The organism is Variovorax sp. KBS0712 (assembly GCF_006323185.2).
In the GTDB taxonomy this organism is placed as follows: domain Bacteria; phylum Pseudomonadota; class Gammaproteobacteria; order Burkholderiales; family Burkholderiaceae_C; genus Variovorax; species Variovorax boronicumulans.
In genome coordinates, this window is record NZ_VCCD02000001.1 from 252,250 (window position 1) to 277,187 (window position 24,938).

General features: G+C 68.2%; 20 protein-coding genes. 10 read left to right on the plus strand and 10 right to left on the minus strand.

All coding sequences use genetic code 11. From position 1 onward, the window contains the following. Positions 1-50 precede the first annotated feature (50 nt). The 5 genes from FFI97_RS01020 to FFI97_RS01040 all read left to right on the plus strand — a co-directional run bounded on the left by FFI97_RS01020 (position 51) and on the right by FFI97_RS01040 (position 5,224). Complete coding sequence (locus FFI97_RS01020; RefSeq protein WP_139702349.1) at positions 51-1,256, plus strand: porin; 1,206 nt, start codon at positions 51-53, stop codon at positions 1,254-1,256. A 168-nt stretch (positions 1,257-1,424) separates the two neighbouring features. After that, complete coding sequence (locus FFI97_RS01025) at positions 1,425-1,634, plus strand: hypothetical protein (protein WP_139702348.1); 210 nt, start codon at positions 1,425-1,427, stop codon at positions 1,632-1,634. A 293-nt stretch (positions 1,635-1,927) separates the two neighbouring features. Then, positions 1,928-2,392 carry a hypothetical protein gene (locus tag FFI97_RS01030; RefSeq protein ID WP_062471967.1) on the plus strand — a complete coding sequence of 155 codons (465 nt, stop codon included), beginning with the start codon at positions 1,928-1,930 and terminating at the stop codon, positions 2,390-2,392. A 134-nt stretch (positions 2,393-2,526) separates the two neighbouring features. Further along, complete coding sequence (gene fusA / locus FFI97_RS01035) at positions 2,527-4,587, plus strand: elongation factor G (protein ID WP_139702347.1); 2,061 nt, start codon at positions 2,527-2,529, stop codon at positions 4,585-4,587. Between the two features lie 73 nt (positions 4,588-4,660). Further along, positions 4,661-5,224 carry a hypothetical protein gene (locus FFI97_RS01040; protein WP_260684874.1) on the plus strand — a complete coding sequence of 188 codons (564 nt, stop codon included), beginning with the start codon at positions 4,661-4,663 and terminating at the stop codon, positions 5,222-5,224. Between the two features lie 13 nt (positions 5,225-5,237). On the opposite strand, the gene FFI97_RS01045 is transcribed toward FFI97_RS01040, so the two are convergent. The 7 genes from FFI97_RS01045 to FFI97_RS01075 form a co-directional block, all read right to left on the minus strand. Next, the gene (locus FFI97_RS01045) at positions 5,238-7,625 is read right to left on the minus strand and encodes a DNA polymerase II (RefSeq protein WP_139702345.1); all 2,388 of its coding nucleotides are present in this window, start codon (positions 7,623-7,625) and stop codon (positions 5,238-5,240) included. A gap of 127 nt (positions 7,626-7,752) precedes the next feature. Further along, positions 7,753-9,729, minus strand: a complete 1,977-nt coding sequence (gene mrdA, locus FFI97_RS01050) for a penicillin-binding protein 2 (protein WP_139702344.1) — start codon at positions 9,727-9,729, stop codon at positions 7,753-7,755. Between the two features lie 96 nt (positions 9,730-9,825). After that, positions 9,826-10,941 (minus strand): DUF3800 domain-containing protein, encoded by a 1,116-nt coding sequence (locus FFI97_RS01055; protein WP_139702343.1) that lies wholly within the window; start codon positions 10,939-10,941, stop codon positions 9,826-9,828. Positions 10,942-10,975: 34 nt separating this feature from the next. Continuing rightward, on the minus strand, positions 10,976-12,184 hold the full coding sequence (locus FFI97_RS01060; RefSeq protein ID WP_139702371.1) for a branched-chain amino acid ABC transporter substrate-binding protein: 1,209 nt from the start codon (positions 12,182-12,184) through the stop codon (positions 10,976-10,978). 67 nt (positions 12,185-12,251) lie between these two features. Next, the gene (locus FFI97_RS01065; protein ID WP_062471949.1) at positions 12,252-13,013 is read right to left on the minus strand and encodes an SDR family NAD(P)-dependent oxidoreductase; all 762 of its coding nucleotides are present in this window, start codon (positions 13,011-13,013) and stop codon (positions 12,252-12,254) included. After that, entirely contained in the window at positions 13,010-14,575 is a 1,566-nt protein-coding gene (locus FFI97_RS01070) for a class I adenylate-forming enzyme family protein (protein WP_139702342.1), read from the minus strand. The genes FFI97_RS01065 and FFI97_RS01070 overlap by 4 nt, the downstream gene beginning before the upstream one ends. 98 nt (positions 14,576-14,673) lie before the next feature. Then, positions 14,674-16,467, minus strand: coding sequence for an acyl-CoA dehydrogenase (locus FFI97_RS01075; protein ID WP_139702341.1), 1,794 nt, complete (start codon positions 16,465-16,467; stop codon positions 14,674-14,676). Between the two features lie 257 nt (positions 16,468-16,724). On the opposite strand from FFI97_RS01075, the gene FFI97_RS01080 reads away from it, so the two are divergent. After that, entirely contained in the window at positions 16,725-17,324 is a 600-nt protein-coding gene (locus FFI97_RS01080) for a TetR/AcrR family transcriptional regulator (protein ID WP_185993532.1), read from the plus strand. 134 nt (positions 17,325-17,458) lie between these two features. Here FFI97_RS01080 and FFI97_RS01085 read toward each other — a convergent pair whose 3' ends face one another. Together FFI97_RS01085 and FFI97_RS01090 are read right to left on the minus strand one after the other, a co-directional pair. Further along, positions 17,459-18,481 carry a hypothetical protein gene (locus FFI97_RS01085; RefSeq protein WP_139702339.1) on the minus strand — a complete coding sequence of 341 codons (1,023 nt, stop codon included), beginning with the start codon at positions 18,479-18,481 and terminating at the stop codon, positions 17,459-17,461. Positions 18,482-18,543: 62 nt separating this feature from the next. Then, positions 18,544-19,884 carry a UDP-glucose dehydrogenase family protein gene (locus FFI97_RS01090; protein ID WP_139702338.1) on the minus strand — a complete coding sequence of 447 codons (1,341 nt, stop codon included), beginning with the start codon at positions 19,882-19,884 and terminating at the stop codon, positions 18,544-18,546. A gap of 96 nt (positions 19,885-19,980) precedes the next feature. Here FFI97_RS01090 and FFI97_RS01095 point away from each other — a divergent pair, with 96 nt between their 5' ends. Genes FFI97_RS01095 through FFI97_RS01110 form a run of 4 tightly spaced genes read left to right on the plus strand, consistent with a single transcriptional unit; the run spans position 19,981 to position 23,900 of the window. Next, the gene (locus tag FFI97_RS01095) at positions 19,981-21,012 is read left to right on the plus strand and encodes a glycosyltransferase (RefSeq protein WP_139702337.1); all 1,032 of its coding nucleotides are present in this window, start codon (positions 19,981-19,983) and stop codon (positions 21,010-21,012) included. Then, positions 21,009-22,007 carry a hypothetical protein gene (locus FFI97_RS01100; protein ID WP_139702336.1) on the plus strand — a complete coding sequence of 333 codons (999 nt, stop codon included), beginning with the start codon at positions 21,009-21,011 and terminating at the stop codon, positions 22,005-22,007. The genes FFI97_RS01095 and FFI97_RS01100 overlap by 4 nt, the downstream gene beginning before the upstream one ends. Continuing rightward, on the plus strand, positions 21,997-22,758 hold the full coding sequence (locus FFI97_RS01105; RefSeq protein ID WP_139702335.1) for a hypothetical protein: 762 nt from the start codon (positions 21,997-21,999) through the stop codon (positions 22,756-22,758). Before FFI97_RS01100 ends, FFI97_RS01105 begins: the two co-directional genes overlap by 11 nt. Before the next feature lie 8 nt (positions 22,759-22,766). Next, complete coding sequence (locus FFI97_RS01110; RefSeq protein WP_139702334.1) at positions 22,767-23,900, plus strand: glycosyltransferase family 1 protein; 1,134 nt, start codon at positions 22,767-22,769, stop codon at positions 23,898-23,900. A 69-nt stretch (positions 23,901-23,969) separates the two neighbouring features. Here the strand turns inward: FFI97_RS01110 and FFI97_RS01115 are convergent, their stop codons facing one another. After that, complete coding sequence (locus FFI97_RS01115) at positions 23,970-24,911, minus strand: DMT family transporter (protein WP_139702333.1); 942 nt, start codon at positions 24,909-24,911, stop codon at positions 23,970-23,972. Positions 24,912-24,938: the final 27 nt, after the last annotated feature.

Here is a 24,938-nt window from a genome sequence, read left to right on the forward strand (position 1 = left end):
TGTCGTGGCGCCGCTCGTCCTGCGCCTTCCCACTTTCTGGAATCCACGCGATGAACAAATCCCTGATCGCCCTGGCCACCGTCTCCCTGGCCGGTGTCGCATCCGCCCAATCCTCGGTCACCGTCTTCGGCGTGATCGATGCGATGGTCAGCAGCTATTCGAACCGATCCGAAGACCCGCGCGGCCTCACGCCTGCCGTGACCGTGCGCCGCACCGCCCTCGGCCACTCCGGCTACAGCACCAGCCGCCTGGGCTTTCGCGGCACCGAAGACCTCGGCGGCGGCCTGGCCGCCAGCTTCTGGCTCGAAGCCCCGATCACCAACGACGACGGTGCCATGGGCATCGCGAACTTCTCGCGCCGCTCGACCGTGAGCCTCTCGGGCGGCTTCGGCGAGATCCGCCTGGGCCGCGACTTCACGCCGACCTTCTGGAACGACACGCTGTTCGACCCGATCAACACCAACGGCGCCGGCGGCAACCTGATCCTCGCGGCCAACACGGCCTTCGCGGGCAACGCGAACTACGTGCGGGCGAGCAACTCCATCGGCTACTTCCTGCCGCCGAACCTCGGCGGCTTTCACGGGCAACTGCAGTACGCGCTGCACGAGCGCGACAGCTACGACCCCGGCACCGCGACGCCACCGGGCGTGCATCCCGTCACCGGCGCGCGCAACCCCGGTACGGTCGCGCCTTCTCGTACAGGCCGCTACATCGGCGGGCGCCTGGGCTACGCGAGCGGACCGCTGCAGCTGGCCGTGGCCTACGGTGACAGCACCGTCGCCGACAACTACTACGCAGGCAGCACCGATTCGGTGAAGACGATGAACCTCGGCGCCTCGTACCACTTCGGCAGCGTCAAGCTCTTCGGCGAGTGGTCGCGCTCGCGGCACGCGCGCGACCTGGCGCAACCCGCGCTCGGCGGCGGCCTGCGCAAGGTGGACCTCGAGGGCTACGTCGTCGGCGTCACCGTGCCCGTCGGCGCCGGGCTGATCCGCGCCGCGTACTCGCACGTCACCTACGACCAGGACAACACCGGCGCACCGTTCGGCGCAGCAAAGAACCCGAAGGCCGGCAAGCTGGCGCTGGGCTACGTGCACAACCTGTCCAAGCGCACCGCGCTGTACGCGACCGTGGGGCACGTGCGCAACAAGAACGGCGCGGCGCTCACGACGGGCGGTCCGGCCTTCGTGCAGAGCGCGGGGCTCACGCCGAAGACCTCCACGGGCTACGACTTCGGCATCCGCCACGCGTTCTAGCAGGCCGGGGCGTCTGGGCATCGGCACCGCGGGCGCCCGAAAACATCAGCGCCAACGGGGTTGATCCAGACGCTCATAATGCTCGCCGGGCGGCCATGCCAGGGGTCGCCAGCCACCCGGCACAAGCGGGTGCGCCGCCTTCCTGCCTGGCATCGACGGAACGACACCATGAGCGCTTTGCACATGTTTCTACCGGTCTCCGAGCCCGCGCGCAGCGAGGCGCTGGCGCTTTTCATCAAGACACACCACGTGCCCCGCCACCTCGTGAGAGGCACCTCGCGCAAGATGCCGGACGACTGCGGCCCCCCCGCGCCGGTTCGCACCTCGCAGGAACAACCGCAGGCCGCATCCGCCCAGCCATCGGCCGCATCGGCCTAGGGCGGGCAGACCGCAAGGAAGACAGCCCTCGCCGCGCCGGTCGCGCGCGGCGCGTGTTCGTGCGCCCTTCTTGGCTCGCCTCCGGCGGCCGCCGGGCCTCGCGTGCCACATCGCCGCGAGGCAGCCCGTCTTTCCATTCGCTTACACCAAAAGCCCGGGATAAAACCCGCCTTCATCGGTCACACTGGCGACATCGACAAAAGAATGCGCGAGTTGTCGCGACATACTGCACGAATGCAAAAAAATCACATGGAAACGAGCCGCCCCACGATGCGCCCGTTCCGCAGCCAGCCATGACGGAGTTGAGGGTCAGCTGGGAGCACACGTTCCCCGACGACGGGACGAAGCTGGTCATCCATTCGAACTGGGTTTCCAACACCCCCGCCACGCAGGCCTACCTCGAGGCCTTGGTCGCGCGGGTCGGGCAGATGGACCCGGCGCCTCACTGCGTTTTCGAGAAACGCCAGGCCGTCCCGTCGCGCTCGTTGCCGCCGGACCTCGGCACCTTCACCTCGGCCGAGTTCTGGCAAGTGGCCGAGCTGCTGCACCTGCAGGCCACCCCCTCCCTCGCCGCCGCGCGGCTGGTGCTGGTCGAAGGCATGCGTCCGGCCAAGGCGGCAAGGCAGCTCAACACGAGCCCGCAGGCGTTGACGAACACGCTGCGCAAGATCCGCACGGAGCGCGCGACCTCGTCGCGGCTGGGCAGGTTGCCCGCCGACCGGCCGCCATCCGAAGGCACCGCGCCACAGGAGCCCTGAGCGGCCGACCGGCGCGCTCTCCCCGGCTTGCATCGGCACGGTCAATCCCGTACGCTGGCCCGGCGTCGATGCGCAGCACCCGAGCCCTTGCGGGCCGCCGGGCCGGCCTTGCGGACGCGCAAAGGAGTCCCGCCATGCCAAGCCGATCGAACGGCCTCGCGGCCGAAATGGAAGCAGTGCGAACGCTGGCGCTGGTGGGCGCGGCGGCCGCCGGCAAAACCTCCCTGGCCGAGGCCCTGTTGTTCAAGGCGGGCGCCGTCGGCGCGTGCGGCAGCGTCGAGCGCGGCAGCACCGTCAGCGACCACGACCCGCTCGAGCGCCGCATGCTGCATTCGCTCAACGCCTCGGTGATGCACCTCACGCACGCCGCCACGCGCATCCACCTCATCGACACGCCCGGCGGCCCCGACTTTCTCGGCCAGAGCCTGCCGGCGCTGGAGGCGGTCGAGACGGTGGCGGTGGTCATCAATGCCGCCACCGGCATCGAGCCGATGGCGGTGCGCATGATGGACTACGCGGCCTCGCGCCACCTGGCCCGCATGATCGTCGTCAACAAGATCGACTCGCAGGGCGTCTCGCTGTCGGGCCTGCTGGCCGACATCCAGGCCACCTTCGGCCGCGAATGCCTGCCGCTGAACGTGCCCGACGGGGTCAACCGGCAGGTGATCGACTGCTTCTTCAACCGCTTCGGACGCTCCGACTTCGGGCCCGTCGAAGCGGCGCACCGCGCGCTGGTGGAACAGGTGGTCGAGGTCGACGCGGCTTTTGTCGACCGCTACCTCGAGGAAGGCGACGTCGACCCGTCCGAGCTGCACGCGCCGCTCGAGCAGGCGCTGCGCGAAGGCCACCTGATCCCGGTGTGCTTCACCTCGTCGCGCAGCGGCGCCGGCGTGGCCGAGCTGCTGGACGTGATCGTCAAGCTCCTGCCCGACCCGACCGAGGCCAACCCGCCGGAGTTCCTCGTCGGCGAAGGCGCACAGGCCGAGCCCATGCAGGCCCGGCCCGACCCGTCGCTGCACGTGCTGGCGCACGTGTTCAAGGTCACGATCGACCCCTATGTCGGCAAGATGGGCATCTTCCGCGTGCACCAGGGCACGGTCACGCGCGACAGCCAGCTCTACATCGGCGATGGCCGCAAGCCCTTCAAGGTGGGGCACCTGTTCATGCTCCAGGGCAAGGACCATGTCGAGGTGTCGCACGCGGTGCCGGGCGACATCGTGGCGGTGGCCAAGGTCGACGAGATCCATTTCGATGCCGTGCTGCACGATGCGGCCGAAGACAGCCATGTGCATCTCGCGCCGCTGCCGTTCCCGGTGCCGGTGTACGGCCTGGCCGTGGAGCCCAAGCGCCACGGCGACGAGCAGCGCGCCTGGGAAATCCTCGGCAAGCTCGCGGCCGAAGACCCGTGCCTGCGCATCGAGCATGTGGCCGCGACCAACGAGACGGTGCTCTACGGCCTCGGCGAGCTGCACCTGCGCCTCGTGCTCGAACGCCTGCGCGAGGTGTACCGCTTCGAAGTCCAGACGCGGCCGCCGCGCATCGCCTACCGCGAGACCGTGACCGCGCCGGCCGAGGGCCACCATCGCCACAAGAAGCAGACCGGCGGCGCCGGCCAGTTCGCCGAAGTCTTCCTGCGCATCGAGCCGCTGGCGCGCGGCGCGGGTTTCGAGTTCGCGGACGAGGTCCGGGGCGGCGCCATTCCGAACCAGTTCATCCCCGCGGTCGAAAAAGGCGTGCGCGAGGTACTGGCCTACGGCGCGATCGCCGGCTACCCCGTGGTCGACGTGCGCGTGGTGGTCTACGACGGCAAGCACCACAGCGTGGACAGCAAGGACATCGCCTTCGCGACCGCCGGCCGCAAGGCCTTCATGGCGGCGATCCGCGAGGCGCAACCGGCCGTGCTCGAACCGATCGTGCAAATCGAGATCGCCGTGCCCGAGCATGCCGTGGGCGACGTCACGAGCGACCTGTCGTCGCGGCGCGGCCTGGTCACCGGCACGTCGGGCCTGGGGGCCGGCACGGTGGCCATCGGCGGACAGGTGCCCGAGGTCGAGCTGGCCAACTACCAGTCGCGCCTCAACGCGATGACCAGTGGCCAGGGCCGCTACACCATCGCGCTGTCGCACTACGAGGCCGTGCCGCCGACCGTGCAGCGCACGCTGATGGGGCAGTACCGGGTGCGCGACGACGACTAGGAGTGCACCGGGGGCATGACGCTGCCATGGCCTAATGGCCGGCATCCGTCATTCGTCCCGCACGGGCTCCCCGATGAAGAAACTGCTGCCACTGGTCCTGTCCACCCTGTTCGCCCTGCCCGCCTCCCAGGCCCACGCCGCACCGCGCCAGCCGTACACCCCGGACCAGGCGCGGGCGCTGCTCACGCAGCTCGGTGCCCACGTGATGGTCATCAATTCCGACCAGACGCTGATCAAGAAGAAGCCGGCGAGCGCGTTCGACGTGCTGACCTACTACCCACTGCCCAAGGCCAAGGTCGACGAATACAAGCGCAACGGCCACATCGTCAACACGAACGACGACATCGCCGACGCTGGCACCTACCGGATCAAGGACTACGCGCTGACCAACGAGAAGAACGAAAAGCTGCGCCTGAAGGACGACGGCGGTGCGTCGTCGCTGCAGGACTTTTCGCTCTGGACCTACGACAACGCCCTGAGCAGCCAGCGAGGCTTCTACGTGAAGCTGGACAAGCCCTTCGAGCGCGTCAAGGGGCACCTCACGGTGGTGTTCGAGATGCCCGGGAACCTCCGGCACGAAACGCGGGTGCCGGTCGACCTGTCCATCACGGACAAGGACCCGCGGCCCGGCACCTGATCCTGCGGTCGCTTCACGGCGATCCTGGCTCGAAGAGCTCGCGCTGCGACGTTGTCAAGGCCGCGAAGCTGTCTCCCATGGGCTGAAGAATGGCGTCGGCGATCGGCTGCAGTTGCCGGGTGAGGTAGTGCTCGTAGTCGATGCGCGAATGGCGGGTTTCCAGCGGCTCCGGCCCGTTGCGGGTCATGACGTACTGGATCCAGCCGCCCTTCTGATACTGCTGGGTCCGCCCGACCCGGGCGTTGTGCTCGTCGGCGATGCGCGCGGCCCGCACCTGCGGCGGCACGTTGACCAGGTAGTCGTCGAGCCGGTGGCGCAGGCGCTTGCGGTAGATGAGCAGGTCGTCCTTGGCGCCCGCCAGCGTCGCCTTCGCATAGTCGGTCACGAACGCCTTGTAGGGCTCGCCCTGGAAGATGCGTGACAGCAGGCCCTCCTGGAACTGGCGCGCCAGCGGGGTCCAGTCGCTGCGCGCCATCTCGAGGCCGCGGTACACCATCTCCTCCTTGCCCGCCGCATCCACGCTGAGACCGGCATAGCGCTTCTTGCTGCCGACCTCCGAGCCGCGGATGGTGGGCATGAAGAACTTCTTGTAGTGCGTGTCGACCTCGATCTCGAGAAAGCTCTCCAGGCCCTGCTCCTCGCGCAGCGTGCGCGCCCACCATTCGTTGATGTCGGCCGCCAGGCGGGCCGCGACGGCGTGCGCCTCGTCGTTGGCATGGGTGCGCCGGAGCCAGATGAAGATCGAGTCGGTGTCGCCATAGATGGCCTCGTAGCCCCGCTGCTCCACGAACTCGCGCGTGAGCTTCATCATCTCGTGCCCGCGCAGGGTCACGGCGGACACCAGCTTGGGGTTGAAGAACCGGCACTCGGACGCGCCCAGCACGCCGGCGAAGGAATTCATGAGCAGCTTCAGCGCCTGCGACAGCGGCTCGTTCTTCGCCCGCTTGGCCTCGTCCCGCGCGTGCCACAGCGTGGTCACGATCTGCGGCAGGCAGTGCCTGTCGCGCGAGAAGACGGTCTCCTGCGGTCCGTGGATGAGCCCGGTCGGATCGACGGCGTTCGAGCCCTCGACGAGGCCCACCGGATCGACCAGGAAGGTGCGAATGATCGAGGGGTAGAGGCTCTTGTAGTCCAGCACCACGACGGAGTCGTAGAAGCCCGGCTTCGAGTCCATCACGTAGCCGCCCGGATAGGCCTTGCTCGCAATCTCGCCCACGTTCGGCGCCACGTAGCCCAGGCGGTGCATGCGCGGCAGGTAGTGGTGGCTGAACGCGGCAATGGAGCCGCCGAAGTGGTCGGCCTGCAGGCCGGTGACCTGGGCGCGCTCCATCATGAACTGCAGCAGCTTCGCCTTCTCGAAGATGCGCAGGACCAGCTCGCAGTCGCGGATGTTGTACAGCGCGAGCGCGGGCTTGTCGTGCTGGTAGCGCCGCTCGATCTCCGCCATCTTGTCGTACTCGTCGCCGATGGCCTTGCCTTCGCCCAGCAGCGTCTGCGAGACGTTCTCGAGGCTGAAGGACGGAAAGCTCCACACCGCGGCCCGGAGCGCCTCGATGCCATCGAGGACGATCCGCCCCGGTGTGGGCGCGAACAGGTAGCCCTGCTTGCCCGGGTGCGTGCGCCACTCGATGGGCCGGCGCTCCCGCCCCAGCAGCAGCGGCACGCCGCAGTCGTTGGCGGCCTTCTGCAGCACGCGCAGGTCGAACTGGACCACGTTCCAGCCGATGAGGACGTCGGGGTCGTTGCGCTCGAACCAGTCGTTGAGCTGCTCGATCATCGCCTTGCGGGTCGGGCAGTAGATGAGCGAGAAGTCCATGGGGTCGCCCGGCTCGGGCGGCGGCTCGCCGAGCATGAAGACGACGCGCTCCGGCGTGCCGTCCAGCGCAATGGAGTAGAGCCCTTCATGCTGGCTCGTCTCGATGTCCAGCGACACGACCTTGAGTACCGGCCGGAATTCAGGCGCGGGGCTGAGCTTGCAGTCGACGAGCGTGGCGCGCTCGGCGCGACCGCCTTCCACCCGCACACCGGCGGTGATGAAGCGCTCCATCAGGTAGCGGTCGTGCGGGCGCACGTCGGCTTCGAGCAAGGGAATGCCCTGCGCCTGCAGGGCGCGCGCCAACCGGCCGATCTGGCGAAAGTGCGTCGCATAGACACCGAGCACGGCTTCCTGCTGGAAACTCTGGAGCTCGAGCTCACGCAGCTGCACGCCCGGCACGGCCGCGAGGTGAGCCTCCACCGCCGCCCTGTGCCGGGCGGCGACGAACGCGACGCTGCTGCGGGAGGTCAGGACCACTTTCCTCGGCCCGGCCTCGGTGGCCAGCCAGTACTCGATCTCCGTACCGGTGGGTGCATCACGCCAGTGGCGCGTGAGGATGAAGCCCTGGAGGTCGGTGGAGGTCACGGGCGTTCGAAGATCGGGTCGAGGGAGAAGGCGGACTTGGGATCAGGAGATTCTCGCCCGGCCGCGTGCGAGCTGCAGCCGGCGTGGTGGCTTGCCATCCGCAAGGGGGCGCATCCGCCCCGCCCCCTCAAAGCACCGCAGCCTCATCCCCCCGCGCACCGTCGTCCAGCACCGGCACCTCGCTGGCCACCAGCGGCTTGCCGATGGGCGCGCCGGCCTTCCCCACCTGGACCGCCGCCATGTCGGCGTCGTTCGGGTACTGCCCCGCAATCCAGTAGTCGAACACGCGCCGGACGATCGGCGCCGCGTGCGCCGCGCCGAAGCCCGCGTTCTCGACGATCGCGGCCACCGCGATGGTCGGGTCTTCGGCCGGGGCGAACGCCATGTACAGCGCGTGGTCGCGCTGACGCGCTTCCAGGGCCTTGCCGCTCGCGCGCGCCTTCGGGCTCAGGCCCACGGCCTGCGAGGTGCCGGTCTTGCCGGCCGAGGTGTATGCCGCGCCCGCGAACACGCGTGTGCCGGTGCCGCCCTTGGTGACCGCCACCATCGCGTCGCGCACCACCTCGACGTGCTTGCGCGCATAGCCCAGGTCCTGGGCCGGTGGCTGGACCTGCCGCACCACCTCGCCGGTCGACGTGTCGCGGATGGCCCGCACCAGGTGCGGCTGGTAGCGCACGCCGCCGTTGGCCAGCGTGGCATTGGCCGAGGCCAGCTGCAGCATCGTGAAGCTGTTGTAGCCCTGGCCGATGCCCAGCGAAATCGTCTCGCCCGGGTGCCAGGTCTTCATGTCGGCGCGCCGGTAGGCCGCGCGCTTCCACGCCCTGCTGGGCAGCACGCCGCGCGACTCGCCCTGCAGGTCGATGCCGGTGAACTGCCCGAAGCCCAGGGGCGCCATGAAGTCGTGGATCAGGTCCACGCCCATCTCGGCGGCCAGCGAATAGAAGTACGTATTGCTCGAGAACTGGATGGCGCGGTGCATGTCGACGCCGCCCAGCCCGCCCCGGTGGCTGCGGAAGGTGCGCCCGCCGAAGTTGTAGAAGCCCGGGTCGTTCTCCACCTTGTCGGCGCTGCGCTTGCCGGTCTGCAGTGCCGCCATCGCCATGAAGGGCTTGTAGGTGGAACCCGGCGGGTAGGTGCCGCGCAGCGCGCGGTTCAGCAGCGGGTTGTCGGGCGACTCGGTCAGCGCCTTCCAGTTCTCGGTGTCGATGCCCTCGACGAACAGGTTGGGATCGAAGGTGGGCTTGCTCACGAAGGCCAGCACTTCGCCGGTCTTCGGGTCGATGGCCACGAGCGCGCCCCGGCGCTCGCCGAACATGTCTTCCACGAGCTTTTGCAGCTTGATGTCGAGCGACAGCATCACCGTCTGCCCCGGCCTGGCGGGGTGGCGCGACAGGCGGCGCACCGCGTGCCCGCCGGCCGAGGTTTCCATCTGCTCCACGCCGGTCTGGCCGTGCAGCGCCTTTTCGTAGCTCTGCTCGATGCCGACCTTGCCGATGTAGTCGGTGCCCCGGTAGTTGGCGCGCTCGTCTTCCTCCCAGTCGTCCATCGCGGTCTTCTCGCGCTGGTTGATGCGGCCGATGTAGCCGATCACGTGCGCGCCCACCTCGCCGTGCGGGTAGGTGCGAAACAGCCGCGCCCGGATTTCCACGCCGGGAAAGCGGTAGCGCTGCGCCGCGAAGCGCGCCACCTCTTCATCGCTCAGGCGGGTGCGGATGGGCAGGGAGTCGAAGCTGCGCGAATCCTCGCGCAAGCGCTGAAAGCGACGGCGGTCCCTGGGCGTCACTTCGAGCAGCTCACCCAGCTCGTCGATGACGGTGGCGATGTCGCTCACCTTCGACGGCGTGATCTCCAGCGTGTAGGCGGCATAGTTGGACGCCAGCACCACGCCGTTGCGGTCCAGGATCTGCCCGCGGTTGGGAACCACGGGGACGATCGCGGTGCGATTGCTCTCGGCCCGGTCCGCCAGCGTTTCATGGCGCACCACCTGCAGGTAGACCAGCCGCGCGCCGATCAGTCCGAATCCGAACAGCACCGCACAGCCGACCACCACCACACGGCGGCGAAAAAGAGCGAGCTCGGCGGCGGCATTGCGGATTTCATTCATCGGGCGAAACGGGGGGAAAGAAGCGGAGAAGCCAGATAGGAGGCCCTGCCCGCCCGAAGGTTCCGCGTCGGCGGTCGACGAAACGCGATCGCCCGCTCAGGCCCACGCCTCTTCGGCACCGATGCGAACCTGGCGGGTCGGCACCACCTGCTTGAGGCCGTACCCCGTGCGCTCGTCCCCTTCGGAGATCAGCCGCACCATGGCCTCGCGCAACGCGGGGCACACGCCTGCGCCTGCGTGCAGGTCGCGAAAGAAGCGCATGGTGGCGCCCGCCACCACCTCGGCCATCTGCACGCCGGCCGCTTCGTGCGATTGCCTGAAATCGAGGGCGGCCACGTCCTCGAAGCGGTGGTCGGACGGGGGCGTGCACAGCAGTTCCGTCGCACGGTCCGGTTCTTCGGCGGCGGCCTTCCCCTGCCCCAGGATGCGCTGCACCTCGAAATTCTGGTCGTGCACCAACCGGACATCGGCCAGACAGTGCCGGTAGTAGAGATGGATCCGGGCGTAGATGCGCATGAACGACGTCAGGTTCGGCAGCGTCCAGGCCTGCGTCGACGACGTGTTGAGCTCGGGCGGCGGAAGAAACTCCAGCCAGGGCTGATGCTGGGCACCGCTCAGCGCGTGGTACTCGGTGTTCGCCGCTTCGACGATGCGGCCGAACCCTTTGGCGACCTGCGCCGCGGCCTCTTCCTCCTCCTCCTCGGCGGTGTGCGTGGCCAGCTCGCGCAGGCTGGCAAACGATGCGTGAAGTGTTCCGGCCTCCGGCGTCAGGCAGGACGCGATGAAGCGGTCCAGCACATGCGCATCGGCATGGGCGTGCAGGAAATCCGCGACGGCGTTCCTGAGAAAGTTGAGCCGCATCGACTCGGGGTAGCCCAGGCAGGACGGCAGCAGCTGGAACGACGTGATGCAGCTGCAGATGAAGTAGCGCTTGTCGACCAGCTCGACGAACAGCGGGGCCCGCCGGTCGAGCAAGGCGTGGATCACGGCCGCGGAGAACTCCGGCCTGGATGCCAGCGATCGGGCACCGGGTTCGCCCGAAGGAATGCGATGGCGATCGCGCAACGCCTGGAGGCGTTCGTCCCACTCCTCTTCGTCCTGCAGCCCGACGCCCGCCAACGCAAAGTAAGGCTGCCGCTTGAAGTCGTAGCCCGCGCCGCTGTCGACCATGTCGCCGCTGTGGCCGCTTTCGTCGATGTAGATGGTCGTCATGGTGCCGGGGCCAACGCCTCGCGCCGTCGTGCGGTCACAGGGGCCTCTTCATGCGGCAGGTCGTGGGCTGCTCGGCCGCCTTGGCGTCCACGCTCGCGATCTGCTTCCAGCCGAATCCGGTGCCTTCCTGGTCGTAGCGGACGGCCGAGCCGTCGACCTTCTCCCAGCTCTGGACGAACATCGCCTGCTGGGCCTGGTGGTCGGACTTGCGCAGCACCACGGGGCCGTTGATGCCGTCGAAGCGCAAGCCCTCGAGCTGGGCGGCCACCTTCGCCGGTTCGGCGGACTTCGCGCTGCGGATGGCGCCGGACAGCGCGACGACGGCGTTGTAGCCCATGCCGTTGATGAAGTCCTCGCCGAACTGCTTCTTGAAGTTGCCGAGCACGGCCGAGCTCTTCGCACCGGGGTCGTTGGGGTTGAAGGTCGAGACCAGCTTGACGCGGCCCTCGCCCGTCGCGCCGATGGTGCCGGGCACGCCGTAGTTGCTGCCGTTGAAGGTGTAGAAGTCGACCTTCAGCCCGAAGTCATTGGCTGCGCGCACGATGAGCGCCAGGTCGGAACCCGAGCTGGCCGTGATCACCGCGTCGGCGCCGGACTGGCGGATCTTGGCCATGTAGGGCGCGAAGTCCTTCACCTGCGCGGTCGGGTGCAGGTCGTCGCCCACGATCTCGATGTCGGCGCGCTTGCGCGCGAGCGACTCGCGCGACGCACGCGCCGTGTCCTGCCCGTAGGCGTAGTTGGGGTTGAGCAGGTGAATCTTGCGGATGTCCTTGCGGCCGGCCAGGTAAGTGGTGAGCGCATCGACCTTCATGTCCGAGTGCGCGTCGGTGCGGAAGTGCCAGTAGCTGCACTTCTCGTTCGTCAGCACCGGCGCCTGCGACGCGTAGTTCAGGAACACGATCTCCTTGCCCGGATTGCGGGCGTTGTGCTTGTCGATGGCCTCGCCCAGCGCGATGCCCACGCTGGACGAACTCGCGCCCTGGACCACATAGCGGATGTCCTTGGCCACGACCGTGCCGAGCAGCGCCACGGCCTCCTGGGGCGACAGCTTGTTGTCGAAGGGAACGATCTCGAACTGGTAGGGCCCCGCCCACTTCTCCTCGTTCGCGACCCGCGCCGCGTACTGGAAGCTCTTCAACACGTTCTGTCCCAATCCGGCCATCGGGCCCGACAGCATGTCGAGCGTGGCGATCTTCACGGTCTGCACGGGTTGGGCGCTGGCGGCCAGGGCGATGCACAGCATCGGCGCGGCGATGGTCTTTGTCAGGCTCACGGTAAGTCTCCTCGTGTGGATGTCGATCGATGGGTGTTCAGACGATGACGGCGCCGCCGTCGGCGACGAGCGTCTGGCCGGTCACGAACGCGGCCGCGGGCGATGCCAGGAAGGCGATGGCGCCGGCGATCTCCTGCGGCTGCCCGACGCGCCGCAACGGCAATTTCTTCTGCGTGAACGACTGGATCTCGGGGTCCGCGAGCAGCATGCCGGCCATCTTGGTATCGATCAGGCCCGGCGCGATGCAGTTGACGCGAATGCCCTGCGGGCCCCACTCGACCGCCAGGTCGCGGGCCAGCTGCATGTCGCCGGCCTTGGACAACCCGTAGGCACCGATCGTCGAAGAGCCCTGCAGGCCCGCGATGGACGAGACGATCACGATGGCGCCGCTGCCCCTGGCCTGCATGTCGGGACGAACGAGATTGGCCAGCCAGAGATTGCTCAGCACGTTGTTGCGCACGATCTTCATGAACATCTCGTCCGCGATCTCGGCCAGCGGCCCGTAGTGCGGGTTGGTGGCCGCATTGCAGACCAGGATGTCGATGGCGCCGAAGCGCTCGCGCACCTGCGCCACCATCGCGCGCAGCTCCTCGGGCTGCGAGATGCTGGCCTGGCAGGCGAAGGCCTGCCCGCCTTGCGCGCGAATGCCCTCCGCCACTTCCTCGCAGGCCTCGAGCCGCCGGCTGGAGACACAGACCTTGGCCCCGAGCAGCGCCAGGTGCTCGGCGGTGGCGCGGCCGATGCCGCGGCTGGCACCGGTCACGACGGCGACTTTTCCGTTCAGGTCGAACAGGTTCATGCGTGGATATCCTTGAAAGTGGAAAGAAGAGAGGAAGCCGGTGCGCCGATGTCCTGTCGCAGCAGGTGTTTCTGCAACTTGCCCGACGGCGTGCGCGGCAGCGTGTCGGCGCAGACGTAGTCGCGCGGAATCTTGTAGCGGGCCAGCTTGTCGGCCAGGAAGGCCTTGAGCGCCTCCGCGTCCGGCTGCCGGCCGGGCCGGGGCACGATGACCGCCACCACGGTTTCGCCCCAGTCCGGGTGCGGACGGCCGATGACGGCCACGTCGGCGAGATCGGGATGCGGCGACAGCGCGTCTTCCACCTCCTTGGAGTACACGTTCTCGCCGCCGGTGGTGATCAGGTCCTTGAGCCGGTCCACCACGTAGTAGTAGCCGTCCTCGTCGACCCGGGCCAGGTCGCCGCTTCGGTACCAGCCGTCGGGCGTGTAGGCTGCGCGCGTGGCCTCCGGGTCGTTCAGGTAGCCGCGCATGGCGGCTTCGCTGCGCAACTGGATCTCGCCGACCTGGCCCGCGGGCGTCGCGCTGCCGTCTTCGGCGACCACGCGCACCTGCACGCCCGGCAGGCTGGAGCGGCCGATCGACCCTGCCTTGCGCAGCGCGTCCTCCGGGAACAGCGCGGTGCCCAGCGGGCCCATCTCGGTCATGCCGTAGACCTGCATGAACTGCGTCGTGCGATAGCGCTGCATGAGCCGCTTCGCCATGTCCTCGCCCAGCGGGCCGCCGCCGTAGATCCACAGCCGCATCGAGCCCAGGTCGTGGCGGTCGAAGTCGGCGAGTTCGAGCGGCGCGAGCAAGGCGATGGGCGCGCCGAAGGTCAGCGTGACGCGGTGCCGCGCAATCGCTTCCAGGAATCCGCGCGGTGCGTACTCGCGCAGGAAGACCAGCGTGCCGCCCATCAGCAGCGTCCCGAAGGTCCAGTTGTTGAGCGGCGCCGCGTGCCAGATCGGCATCGCGATGAGCATCCGGTCGTTGTGCGTCATCGACAGGGCCGCCGCGCAGACCAGCGCCGTGGTGAAGACCGCGCGGTGGCTGTGCAGGCATCCCTTGGGCTGGCCGGTGGTGCCCGAGGTGTAGAGCACCTGCGCCAGTGCATCGTCGCCCACGGGCGCAGGCAGCTCGCCCGCTTCCGTGCGCTGCACCAGCGTGTCGAAGTGATCGAAGCCGACGTCTGCCGCGCCAGCCATGTCGCCGGTGCCCAGCAGGCAGGCCTCGGTCTCGATGCGTTGCGCGAGCGCGCCCAGGGCGACGTCGATGATGCACAGCCTGGCGGCGCTGTGGCGCAGGATGAACTCGACCTCGGGCTTTTGCAGCTTGTGGTTGACCGGCACGACGACCGCGCCCAGGCGCAGCGCGCCCAGCACGCCGATGAGGAAGTACGGCGTGTTGAAGCACATGAGGGCCACGCGGTCGCCCTGCCCCACGCCCCGGTCGCGCAGCACCTGCGCGGCGCGGCGGCTGAGCGCCTGGATCTGCGCGTAGCTGAAGGCTTCGTCGCCGTAGTTCAGCAGCGTCTTCGTGGGCCAGCGCGACGTGCTCTCGTCGAACATCGAGATCAGGTTCATGGATTTCTCCAATGGGATGCAGGGCCGGGCAGCGCGGTGCCGCCGGGTTCCGCATCCGGTGTTTTGTGGGCGCAGCCGGGAGCGGCTGCGCGGCGGGATCAGAAGAAGTCGGCGTCCAGCGCCATCACGGCGTCGTCGTCCTGCGCGGCCACCAGCAAGTGCTGCTCGACCTCGGGAAACAGGTGCGCGAAATAGAAGCGGGCCGTGGCCACCTTGGCGACGTCGAAGGCATCGGACTGCTGCACGTCGATCCTGCGCTGCGCGATCGAGGCCATGCCGATCCACTGCCACGCGAGGGCCAGCACACCGACGATGCGCAGGCAGCTGTGGCCGGACGCGCCGACCTGGTTGGGGTGCGACGGCGCCCGCGCGATCAGCTGCCGGGCCAGCGCATCGAGGCGCACGCACAGCGTGCGCGTCTGCGCCACCCACGGCTGCAGCACCGGATGCGCCTCGTTCTTCTCGAGCACCTGGTGCACCACGTCCAGGAACCTGCGCAGCCTCGCGCCTCCGTCGCCGAGGATCTTGCGACCGAGCAGGTCCTGGCCCTGGATGCCGTTGGCCCCTTCGTAGATCTGCCCCACGCGCACGTCGCGCAGGTACTGGTGAACGCCGCTGTCGTCCAGGTATCCCCAGCCGCCCATGACCTGCTGTGCCAGGGTCGTGCTGGCGTAGCCGTTGTCCGTCGCGAAGGCCTTGAGCACCGGCGTGAGCAGCGAGACCAGCTCGTCGGCCTCGCGGCGCACCGAGGGCTCGGGGTGGAGCTTCGAGCGATCGACCTGCAACGCGAGCCAATAGGCCAGCGCGCGCGAACCTTCCGTCCAGGCCTTCTGCACCAGCAGCATGCGGCGCACGTCGGCATGCACGATCAACGGATCGGCGGCAGGCCGCGGCTCGGGCACGCGCGCCCCGCCGAAGCCGCGTCCCTGCAGGCGCGTGCGGGCGTGGTCGCGCGCCAGTTGGTAGGCCGCCTCGGCCTGGTTCACGCCCTGCATGCCCGTTGCCAGGCGGGCGATGTTCATCATCACGAACATGGCCACCAGGCCGTTGCCGGCGGTGTTCAGCAGTTCGCCGCGCGCACCGTCGAGCCGCAGCCAGCAGGTCGGCGTGCCGCGGATGCCCATCTTGTCCTCGAGCCCCTCGCAGCGCACGCCGTTGCGCTCGGCCGCGCCGGGCAGGTGCCGGGGCACGATGAACAGCGAAAGCCCCCGCGCGCCCTCGGGCGCGTCCTCGATCCGGGCCAGCACGAGGTGGACGATGTTGTCCGCCAGGTCGTGCTCGGCGGCCGTGACCATGCGCTTGAGGCCGGTGAGGCGATAGCTGCCGTCCGGCTGCGGAACGGCCACCGTGCGCAGCAGGCCCACGTCGGTGCCGGCCTCGCGCTCGGTGATGCACATGCTGCTGGTCCACGCGCCGCTGGCCAGGTGCGGAACGTACGCCGCCTGCTGCGCGGGCGTGCCGTTGGCCCGGATGCATTCGTAGCCGCCGCGCGAGATGCTGTGGTACATCAGCCAGGAATGGTTGGCCGAGCCGATCAGCTCCGTCACCAGATGGGTCAGCACCGTCGGCCACGCGCGGCCGCCGTGTTCAATCGCCGCGCCCAGGCCGGCCCAGCCCTTGCCCCGGAACATGTCGTAGGCGGCCTTGAAGCCGCCGGGGGTGGCGACTTCGCCATCGCGCCAGGTGCAGCCTTCGCGGTCCGCGCTCTGATTGAGCGGTGCGAGCACCTCTTCGGCGAAGGCCGCCATGTCCTCCATCAGCGCGTCGATGTCTTCACGGACGAGGGGCTCGGGCAGGCGAAGCGCCTTCATTTCTTCATCGATGCCGAGCAGATCGTTCAGGACGAAGCGCAGTTCGCGCAAGGGGGCTTTGTAGGTCGCAGGAGGTGACATGCAAGAATGACGAGTGCGCGCGCGTTGGCCTTGGGTTGAAGTGAGGTTCGGGGCTCGCGGCCACCGGCTGCCTTGGGTTGGAAGAAGTCTAGGAAATCGACCGGGCAGGCATGTTCAGTTTTCGGGACACGCGCCGAAGCGTTGATTTCCCTCTGCAACGAGGCCCTCCTCCTTGCGTGCGCCGTCCCGGTGTTCGCTTTTCAGCCATGACGACCGCTCTCAAGCCCCGACGCAAACCCTCCCAGTCACGCGCATGGATGACGTCCATCGCCATCCAGGACGCCTTCGTGCTCCTGCTGCTGGAAAAGGGCTACGAAAAGACGTCGATGCGCGACATCGCCAACGTCGCCGGCGTCAGCGTCGGCAGCGTCTACCAGTACTTCCCCGGCAAGGAAGCGGTCGCGGCCGTGACCGTGCGCACCTGGGTGCGCAAGCTCTCGACCGCGCTGTCCAGCGCGGTGGACGAGGTCGTCCAGGCAGAAGGCCAACGCACGCTGCGCGAGATCACGCGTCTGCTGGCGCAGACCCAGGTGCACACGATGCTGGAGGGCGGCGGGCGTTGGCGGGTGCTGAGCTCCATCGAGCGCCGCGTCTCGCCGCAGCTCGTCTACAACCGCCTGTACCAGCACAACGTCAACCTCTTCGGCAAGGCACTGACGTGCGCGGTGGACTGGCCCGAAGGGCTGCACGATGCGCGCGTGGCCTTCGGCGCCTACACCGTCGTCGATGCGCTGGTGAAGCAGACGCTGCTGGTGAGCGCCGTGTTGCCGAGCGCGGACATCATGGTTCAGGAGGTCCTGCTGGCATTGGACGGGTATCTGCAAGCCGTGCGCCAAAGCCACGCGCGCCAGGAATGAGCGCTGGCCCGAATATGCGAGTGGGGCTGCCCAAGCCGGTCAGTGCGGCCCTGCTCATGCAGGCCGTCTCCGAATTGACGAGTACAGACGTCACCTCGCAGTTCAATGCGACGACCACACCAAGGGTCGTGATATCACCGCCACCATCCGCGATCGTCCCACAGGCCTGATTCCTCGATCGCCTGTCGCGCGAGCTTGTGCTCGCGGGCGCTTTTCAATCCCACCATCAGGCGCCTCAGGGGGCCGGGCTGACGCAGGAGACTCTGGATGTCACCGTGCACCAGCGTTGGCATCTGAAACATGGCCAGGCTTTCGAGCGCCGGTGCAGAGGCCACCCACCTCAGGTCCTTCAGCCCCACGTTGTTGAGGACGATCAGCGCCAGACCCTTGAGCGCAGCCAACGAGGGCAAGCTGGCAAGGTGTGGTTGATCTTGCGCGGTCAACCTTTGCAGCGTCTCCAGTTGGCTGACGACCGACAGGTCCGACAAATCCTTGATCCGCAACAGTGCCAGGTGTCTCAAAGCGCTCAGGCCCGCAAGCGTGTCCAGGTTCTGCGCGCTTCCGAATCCCAGTTGAAGCATATGCAGGTGGGGCAGATGCCCTAGAAAGGCCAGGTTCGACAGAGGCATCCCCATGAGGGACACCTCATTCAAGGTCGACAGCTTTCCAATCACCTCGAGGCCTCGCGTGTGGCCGGCAACAACGAGCTGTCTCAGATGGGAAAAGCGCTTCAGCCCGAAAAGATCGGTCTTCTTCGTTTTCGTCTTGCCGATTCTGAGTCTTTGCAGGTCTGTGGGCACTGCGTTCAACACATCCAGCGAATCTGCTTCGTACACATCAAAGACGAACTCCTTCAGCTTCGGCAAGGCCTCTACGGCATGCGCATTGCTGACCCGGGTGAGGCAGTCAAGGCTCAACCTTTCGACATGGGGCATGAGCCTCAGGCAAGAAAGATCGCACACACGCGCGTAGCTTCCATACATCCGCCATGTGATGTCCGGCCGATCCCTGAAGAGATCTTCGTTCAGGATTTCCAGCAGCGAAGGCGGTACCTCCTGTGCGGCGGCAAATTGCAGGATGGACACCTCGCCGTTTGCGGCCAGTTGCCGGACCTGTTTTCTTGTCCAATCAAGCTTCAGTTCGATTCGTTCCGACATGGGGTTGACGTTTTCAATGGATCAAAAGCCGGCGAATGACCGGCAATGCTGCTGACGACGATTCAGCGCCGCACTGACCGCCCGCGCCCGATGCCGTAGTACGCGATGCCGGCGGCTTCGACTTCGGCGGCGTCGTAGAAATTGCGGCCGTCGAAGATCGCGGGCGCCTTCAATGTGCTGGCGATGCGCGCCAGATCGGGGCGGCGGAACAGGGGCCATTCGGTCACGAGCGCCAGCACGTCGGCGCCCTGCAAGGCATCCTCGGGCGTGTCGCACCAGCGCACATCGGCGCGCTCGCCAACGATGGCGCGCGCATTCGGCATCGCCGCCGGGTCGTGCACCTGCACGTGGGCGCCCGCCGCCCACAGGCGCTCCAGCAGCACGAGGCTCGGCGCATCGCGCATGTCGTCGGTGTCGGGCTTGAAGGCCAGGCCCCAGAGCGCGATGGTCTTGTTCGCGATGCGGCCTTCGAAGTGATGCGTCATCAGCTCGAAGAGGCGCCCCTTCTGCTCGTGGTTCGCGGTCTCGACGGCCGCGAGGAGGCGCAGCGGCTGCCCTTCGCGATCGGCCGCATGCCGCAGCGCCCGCACGTCCTTCGCCAGGCACGAGCCGCCATAGCCCGCGCCGGCCTGCAGGAAGTCGGGGCCGATGCGCCGGTCCGAGCCGATGCCGCGGCGCACCATCTCGATGTCGGCGCCCGCCTGCTCGGCCACGCGCGCCATCTCGTTCATGAAGCTGATGCGGGTCGCGAGCATCGCGTTGGCGGCGTACTTGGTGAGCTCGGCGGAGCGCCGGTCCATCACCAGCAGCTGCTTCGCCGGGTCGCGCACGAAGGGTTCGTAGAGCCGTGTCAGCAGATCGATGGCCGCGGGGTCGGTGGCGCCGATCACCACGCGGTCGGGCTGGCGGCAGTCGCGCACGGCCGAGCCCTCGCGCAGGAACTCGGGGTTCACGGCCACCGCGACGCGATGGGCCGCACCGCGCTGCGAAAGCGCCGCGTGCAGCACGGCCTCGACCTGCTCCGCGGTACCGACCGGTGCGGTGGACTTGCAGACGACCACGGCATCGCGGTCCCGGTGCTGCCCGATGCTGCGGGCCACGGCCATCACATGCCGCAGGTCGACATCGCCTTGCGCATCGGCCGGCGTGTTGACCACGATGAAGAGCACGTCGCCATGCAGGCTCGCCGCGCGCTCGTCGGTGGTGAACCGAAGCCGTCCCACGGCAAGGCCTTGTGCCACCAGCGCCTCCAGCCCCGGCTCGTGCAGCGGCATCCGGCCCTGCTGCAGCCCCTCGATACGGCCGGCATCGGCATCCGCGCACAGCACCTCGTGCCCCGCTTCGGCCATGCAGGCGGCGAAGCTGAGGCCCACGTAACCGGCGCCGAAGATGGCGAGCTTCATGCGCAAGCCCCTCCCTTCAGGCACTGGCAGCGGCGGCGGTTGTGAGATAAAAGCAAGATGCAAGCCTTCAAAACAATGTCCCGACAGGAAAATTCGATGATGCCCGATCACGTTGCCGCGCGTTGCGCGCTGGTCCTGGAGACCAACAACCTGCGCGGCGGAGCGGATGCCGAAGCCGCCGCAAGCACCAGCCTGCAGCGCCTGGTCGCCCTGTTGGCGAAGCAGCAGTTGCCGCTCACGGCCCTGGCCCAGGTGGTCATCACGCACGACGGACTGAGCGCCGCGGCGTGCGAGGCCGTCACGGCGCTGGCGGGCCGCCCCATCGACTTCGTGCGCATCGACGCCACCACCGGCTACTACGACGCCAAGAACGTCGGCTTTGCGGCCACCGATGCGGCGCGCTGCGGCCATGTGGTGTTCGCCGATGCCGATTGCCTGCCCGACGACGACTGGCTGCTGCAGATGCTCACGCCCTTCACGCGCGGCGCCGACGCGCCCGCGGTGGTGGCCGGCCGCACGAGCTACGCGGCCAGCATCGTGGGCACCGCGCTCACGACCATCGACTTCATGTACTTCCCCAACGCCGACCACGCGGGCGCCACGAGCAACTTCTACGCGAACAACGTGGCCTTTCGCCGCGACGTGTTCGAGCAGCACAGCTACCAGGCGCTCGACGGCGTGTACCGCGCGCACTGCCAGGTGCTGGGCATGCGGCTGAAGGCGGCGAACGTTCCCATCCACTACGCGGCCGCGGCCCACACCGAGCACCGCCTGCCCGACACGCGCGCCGAAGCGCTCAAGCTGCGCTGGATGCGCGGGCAGGACACGTATTCGCTCACGCCGCACCTCTTGCGCAGCTACGTGTCGGCGCGCTGGCAGTGGCTTGCGAAGAGCGGGCCGATCGGGCCGCTGTGCGTGCTGTTCACGCGGCTGGGTTTCAGCGTGCGCGCGCTCAACCACCAGGACCTGCCGCCCCTGCGCGGCCTGCGCTGGCTCGCGGGCGTGGCGCTGATCGTGGGCTTCTCGGCCATCGACATGCTGGGCGCCTTCGCGCGCGGCATCGGCCTGCACACGACGGGCCGCACGAACGCGGATGCGCAGGCGCTTTCGTACCATCGCCCCACATGAACAAGAAAAACATCCTCGGCCTTCTCGTGCTGGCCGGTGCATGCGCCGCGGCGGGCGCCGCCGACTTCACCGGACGCGGCGTCTTCAACTTCAAGTCCGACAGCGGCTGCCCCTTCTCCGCGCTCGCGGGCCCTGCGAACGAGTGCAACCGCCTCGCGCTCGACGATGCCGACACGCGCGTCGCACTCGACAGCGCGGCGCACACCCTGCGCTTTGCGAATCCACGCAGCTACGGCCAGAAGACCATCGTGGGCGATGTGCTGCTGCAAGGCTCGGGCCAGTCGCGTCACAGTGGCCAGCGCGTGCCGCTGACCTTCCATGCGCTGCTGAGCCGCTCGGGCAACGACTGGTCGGTGAGCAGCCATGCGCACTCGCCCGTCGGCGGCGAGTTCAGCGACATCCGCATCGACCCGTACCAGGTCGTGGTGGTCGAAGGCGGCGCCGAGCGCGTGGTGCTCACGCCGACGCAGATCGCCGAGACGCTCTCCAGGCCCTCGATCGCCGCGCGGCTCGCCAACGAATTCGTGCAGGTGCGGGACAACCGCAAAGGCGGCGCCACCGATGCGGACATCACCGTCGGACTGGGCTTGAGCCGCGCCTCCAAGTCGGTGGCGCGCGCGCATTTCCACGCGTCAGGGGCCAAGGGCAGCGAGCTGTCCGAGGCGATGCGGCAAGGCGATTGGTCGCTCGAGCTGCAGGCGTTGAGCGGGCAGATTCCGCGCCAGGTGGTGCAGCGCGACCTGTTCCTCTATGGCCTCGAGTCCCAGTCGCTGCTGCTGCCGCTGATGCAGCGCGGCTTCCACAAGAACGAGAAGCTGGTGCTCGGCGCCGCGGGCGGCAAGGGCTACGTGCGCTACGATGGCCAGCAGCGCGAGTTCGCCGGTGCCGATGCATCGGCGCGCGCCTTTCTTCAAGGCAGCTTCATCGGCCTCGTGCTCGGTTGGCAGCAACAGCAGCCACAGACCTCGGTGGCAAAAAAAACCGATGGACACTGACACCGCCCCGGCGAACGCGGCATTCGACTGCCTCTCGCCGCCGCAACTGCGTGGCTGGCCGGCGCTGCAGGCCCGGCTGGTGCATCACATCAAGCGCGCCGCATTGCGGCAGATGCATGCGAGCCGCGCCGGCGAAGTGATGCTGCTGCGCCTGTATCTGGTCGGCGAGGAATCGTCCGAGCAGGCGCTGCAGCGCGAGCTGCGCACCAGCGCGCCCGAGTGGCTCACACGCCAGCTCGACCAGCACCTGGCCGACGAGCAACTGCATGCGCGGCTTTTTGCCGATGCCATCGTCGCGCGCGGCGGCGTCGCGCAGGCGGCCGCATCACCGGAAGAGGCGCCGAAGCCCGACTGGCTGAGCCAGCGCAAGCTTGCGCGCTGGCAGCGCCTCATCCAGCGCCATGCGCCGCACTTCGCGCACGGTGGCCTCGTGCCGGCCTATGCGATCGGCCTCGCCGCCGAGCAGATGGCCTCGCGCATCCTGCAGCGCCACTGCGCGCTGATCGGCGCACGGCACGCGCTGCACCCGTTGCTCACGCGCGTGCTGGCCGACGAAGACCGCCACATCCGCCTGTGCAGCCACACACTGCAGCGCTGCGTGGCGCCGCATGAAGAAGCACGGCTCGCGCAGCTGATGCGCGAGGTGCGCGACACCGAGCGCGGCTTCGGCATCACCGGCGCGCTGGGCATGTACCTCGCGGGCGTGGCCTTGCGCCTGCGCCCCGGCCGTGCGCGGCCGGTGGCGGCCTGAGTCCGTCGATGCCGCCGCGCATCGTCTACCTCGCGACTGCGGACGCGCGCGGCCACCTGATGCGCGCGCAGCTGCTCACGCATTCGCTGCGCGCCGCGGGCGCCAACGTGCAGGTGCTCACCACCTCCGATGAAGGCGCGCGCTTTCTTGCCGGCTTCGGCATCGAAGCGCCGGTGCTCTCGCACCACTACGCGGTGCAGTTCGACCGCGAGCAGAACATGCTGCGCCGCGAAACCGACCGCAACGTGGCGCACTACGTGTTCCGTCCGGAGCGCATGCTGCGCGACATCCTTCGGCTGCGCGCGTGGTTCCGCGATGCGGACCTGGTGGTGAACGATTCCTTCCACCCCGCGCTGCTGTTCATGGGCTGGATGCCGGTCTGGCGGCGCAAGGTGGTGCATGTGTACGGCGCGAGCCTGCGGCATGCGCTGCAGACCAACTTCAGCGGGCGCATGCCGGCGTGGATGGCGAACATCTTCGGCCGCATCGTCGCGTGGCAGATCGACCGCAGCCGCGCGCGCATCGCGCACGATTTCGCCTACGGCGAGCCGCAGGCCGACGGACGCGGCGGCCACCGGCTCGCTACGCCGGTGGCCGTCGTGGGTGCCGACACGGAAGCGCACGACGACCTCGCACCGCAGGCCGCCGTGTACCTCAACCCGCATTTCAAGGAAGCCGCACTGGCCGACGGCCTGGAGCGCGGGCTGGCCGGGGCGCGCACGCCGGCGCACCTCGTCGGCGAAGGCTATGCGCAGCGCGCGGGCTGGCACGCGCAGGACGAGCACTGGATCGAGCGGGCCGCACGCAGCGCCTTCATCGTCTCCGCACCCGGCATGGCGGCGCTGTCGGTCGCGGCGGTGTACCGCAAGCCGATCCTGCTGCTCCTGACCGACCAGCCCGAGCAGGCGATCAATGCGCAGCGCGCCGCGCACATGGGCCTACACCATCGCATCGTGGTGTGGCAGGGCCGCACCGAGGATTTCGCGCGGGCTGTGACGACGGCGGCCCACGAACTGATCGCGCTGGCCGACGACGGCAGCGGTCCACAAGCGGCGCAGAAAGGCCGCGAGGCCGCCTTGGCCCGACTGCAGCACTGGACGGTGCTGCTCTACGACCTCGCGGCTGCGCCGCCTGTTCGATGAATGAACCGCCGAGGAAGCTGCACCCTTCGATGCAGAAACGCCTCGACGGAAATTGCCGGGTTCAGGGACTCAATGTCCCCTGGATTCAACGGGGGACGAGGATCGACGTTGCTGTATCAGCATCGCCGCCATGCCGCCTGTGACGATGACAAGCCCGGCAATGGCTGTGGCGCTGGGCCGTTCGTCAAGAACCAGCAAGGCCAGCAGCGTCGCTGCGCCGGGAACGAGTGCAGCGAACGTGGCACCGACGGCTGCGCCCAGAATCTGCACCGACTTGCTGAAAAAGAACAAGGCCACCGTGGAGACCATCACCCCCTGATAGAACGCCTGCACGCCGATGTCACCCAGCGGCGCTTGCAACAGGTGCAGCCCGCGCGTCGCGAGGTAGGCGGGCAGGTAGATGATCATCGAAAACACCGAAACGATGGCGGTGGCGTGCAGCGCCGATGCAGAGAACTGCTTGAACGAGACCGTGTAGATGGCCCACAGCAGCCCGCCCAGAAGAAAGATCAGGTAGGCCCACGGCGAGGAGCGGACGGCGCTGAAATTGTGGAAACCGACCAACGCGACCCCGAGGATGATCAGCGCAATGCCCGCCGTCTCCCTGCGCGAGAGCCTGGCGCCGAGTCCCCAGGCACTGATGAGCGCCGAGAACAGGATCATGCTGCCAGGCGTGACCACGGCGAACTGTTCCACCGGCGCCATGCCCAGGCCGAAGGCGACCACCAGCATGTAGGGCGCGCCGATGCCGGCAGTCATGAGTGCGATGGATGTCCAACGCAGCCCCATGAGACCTCGTCGTACGAGAAACGGCAGCAGCATCACGCCCGAGACCGTGTACCGGATGCAGGTGATGTCGTAGACGTCCAAGGCCGTGTGAGTCAGCCCGAAGCGAGTCACGACCGGAAAGGCGCCCCAGATCAGGGCCGAAGCGAGTCCGAACAGCACGCCCACCCATCGACGATCGATGCCGATTTGGGAAACAGGCGGTGAGGCAGAAAGCCGAGTCATCGAGTGGGGCTCCTTCAGAACGATGCC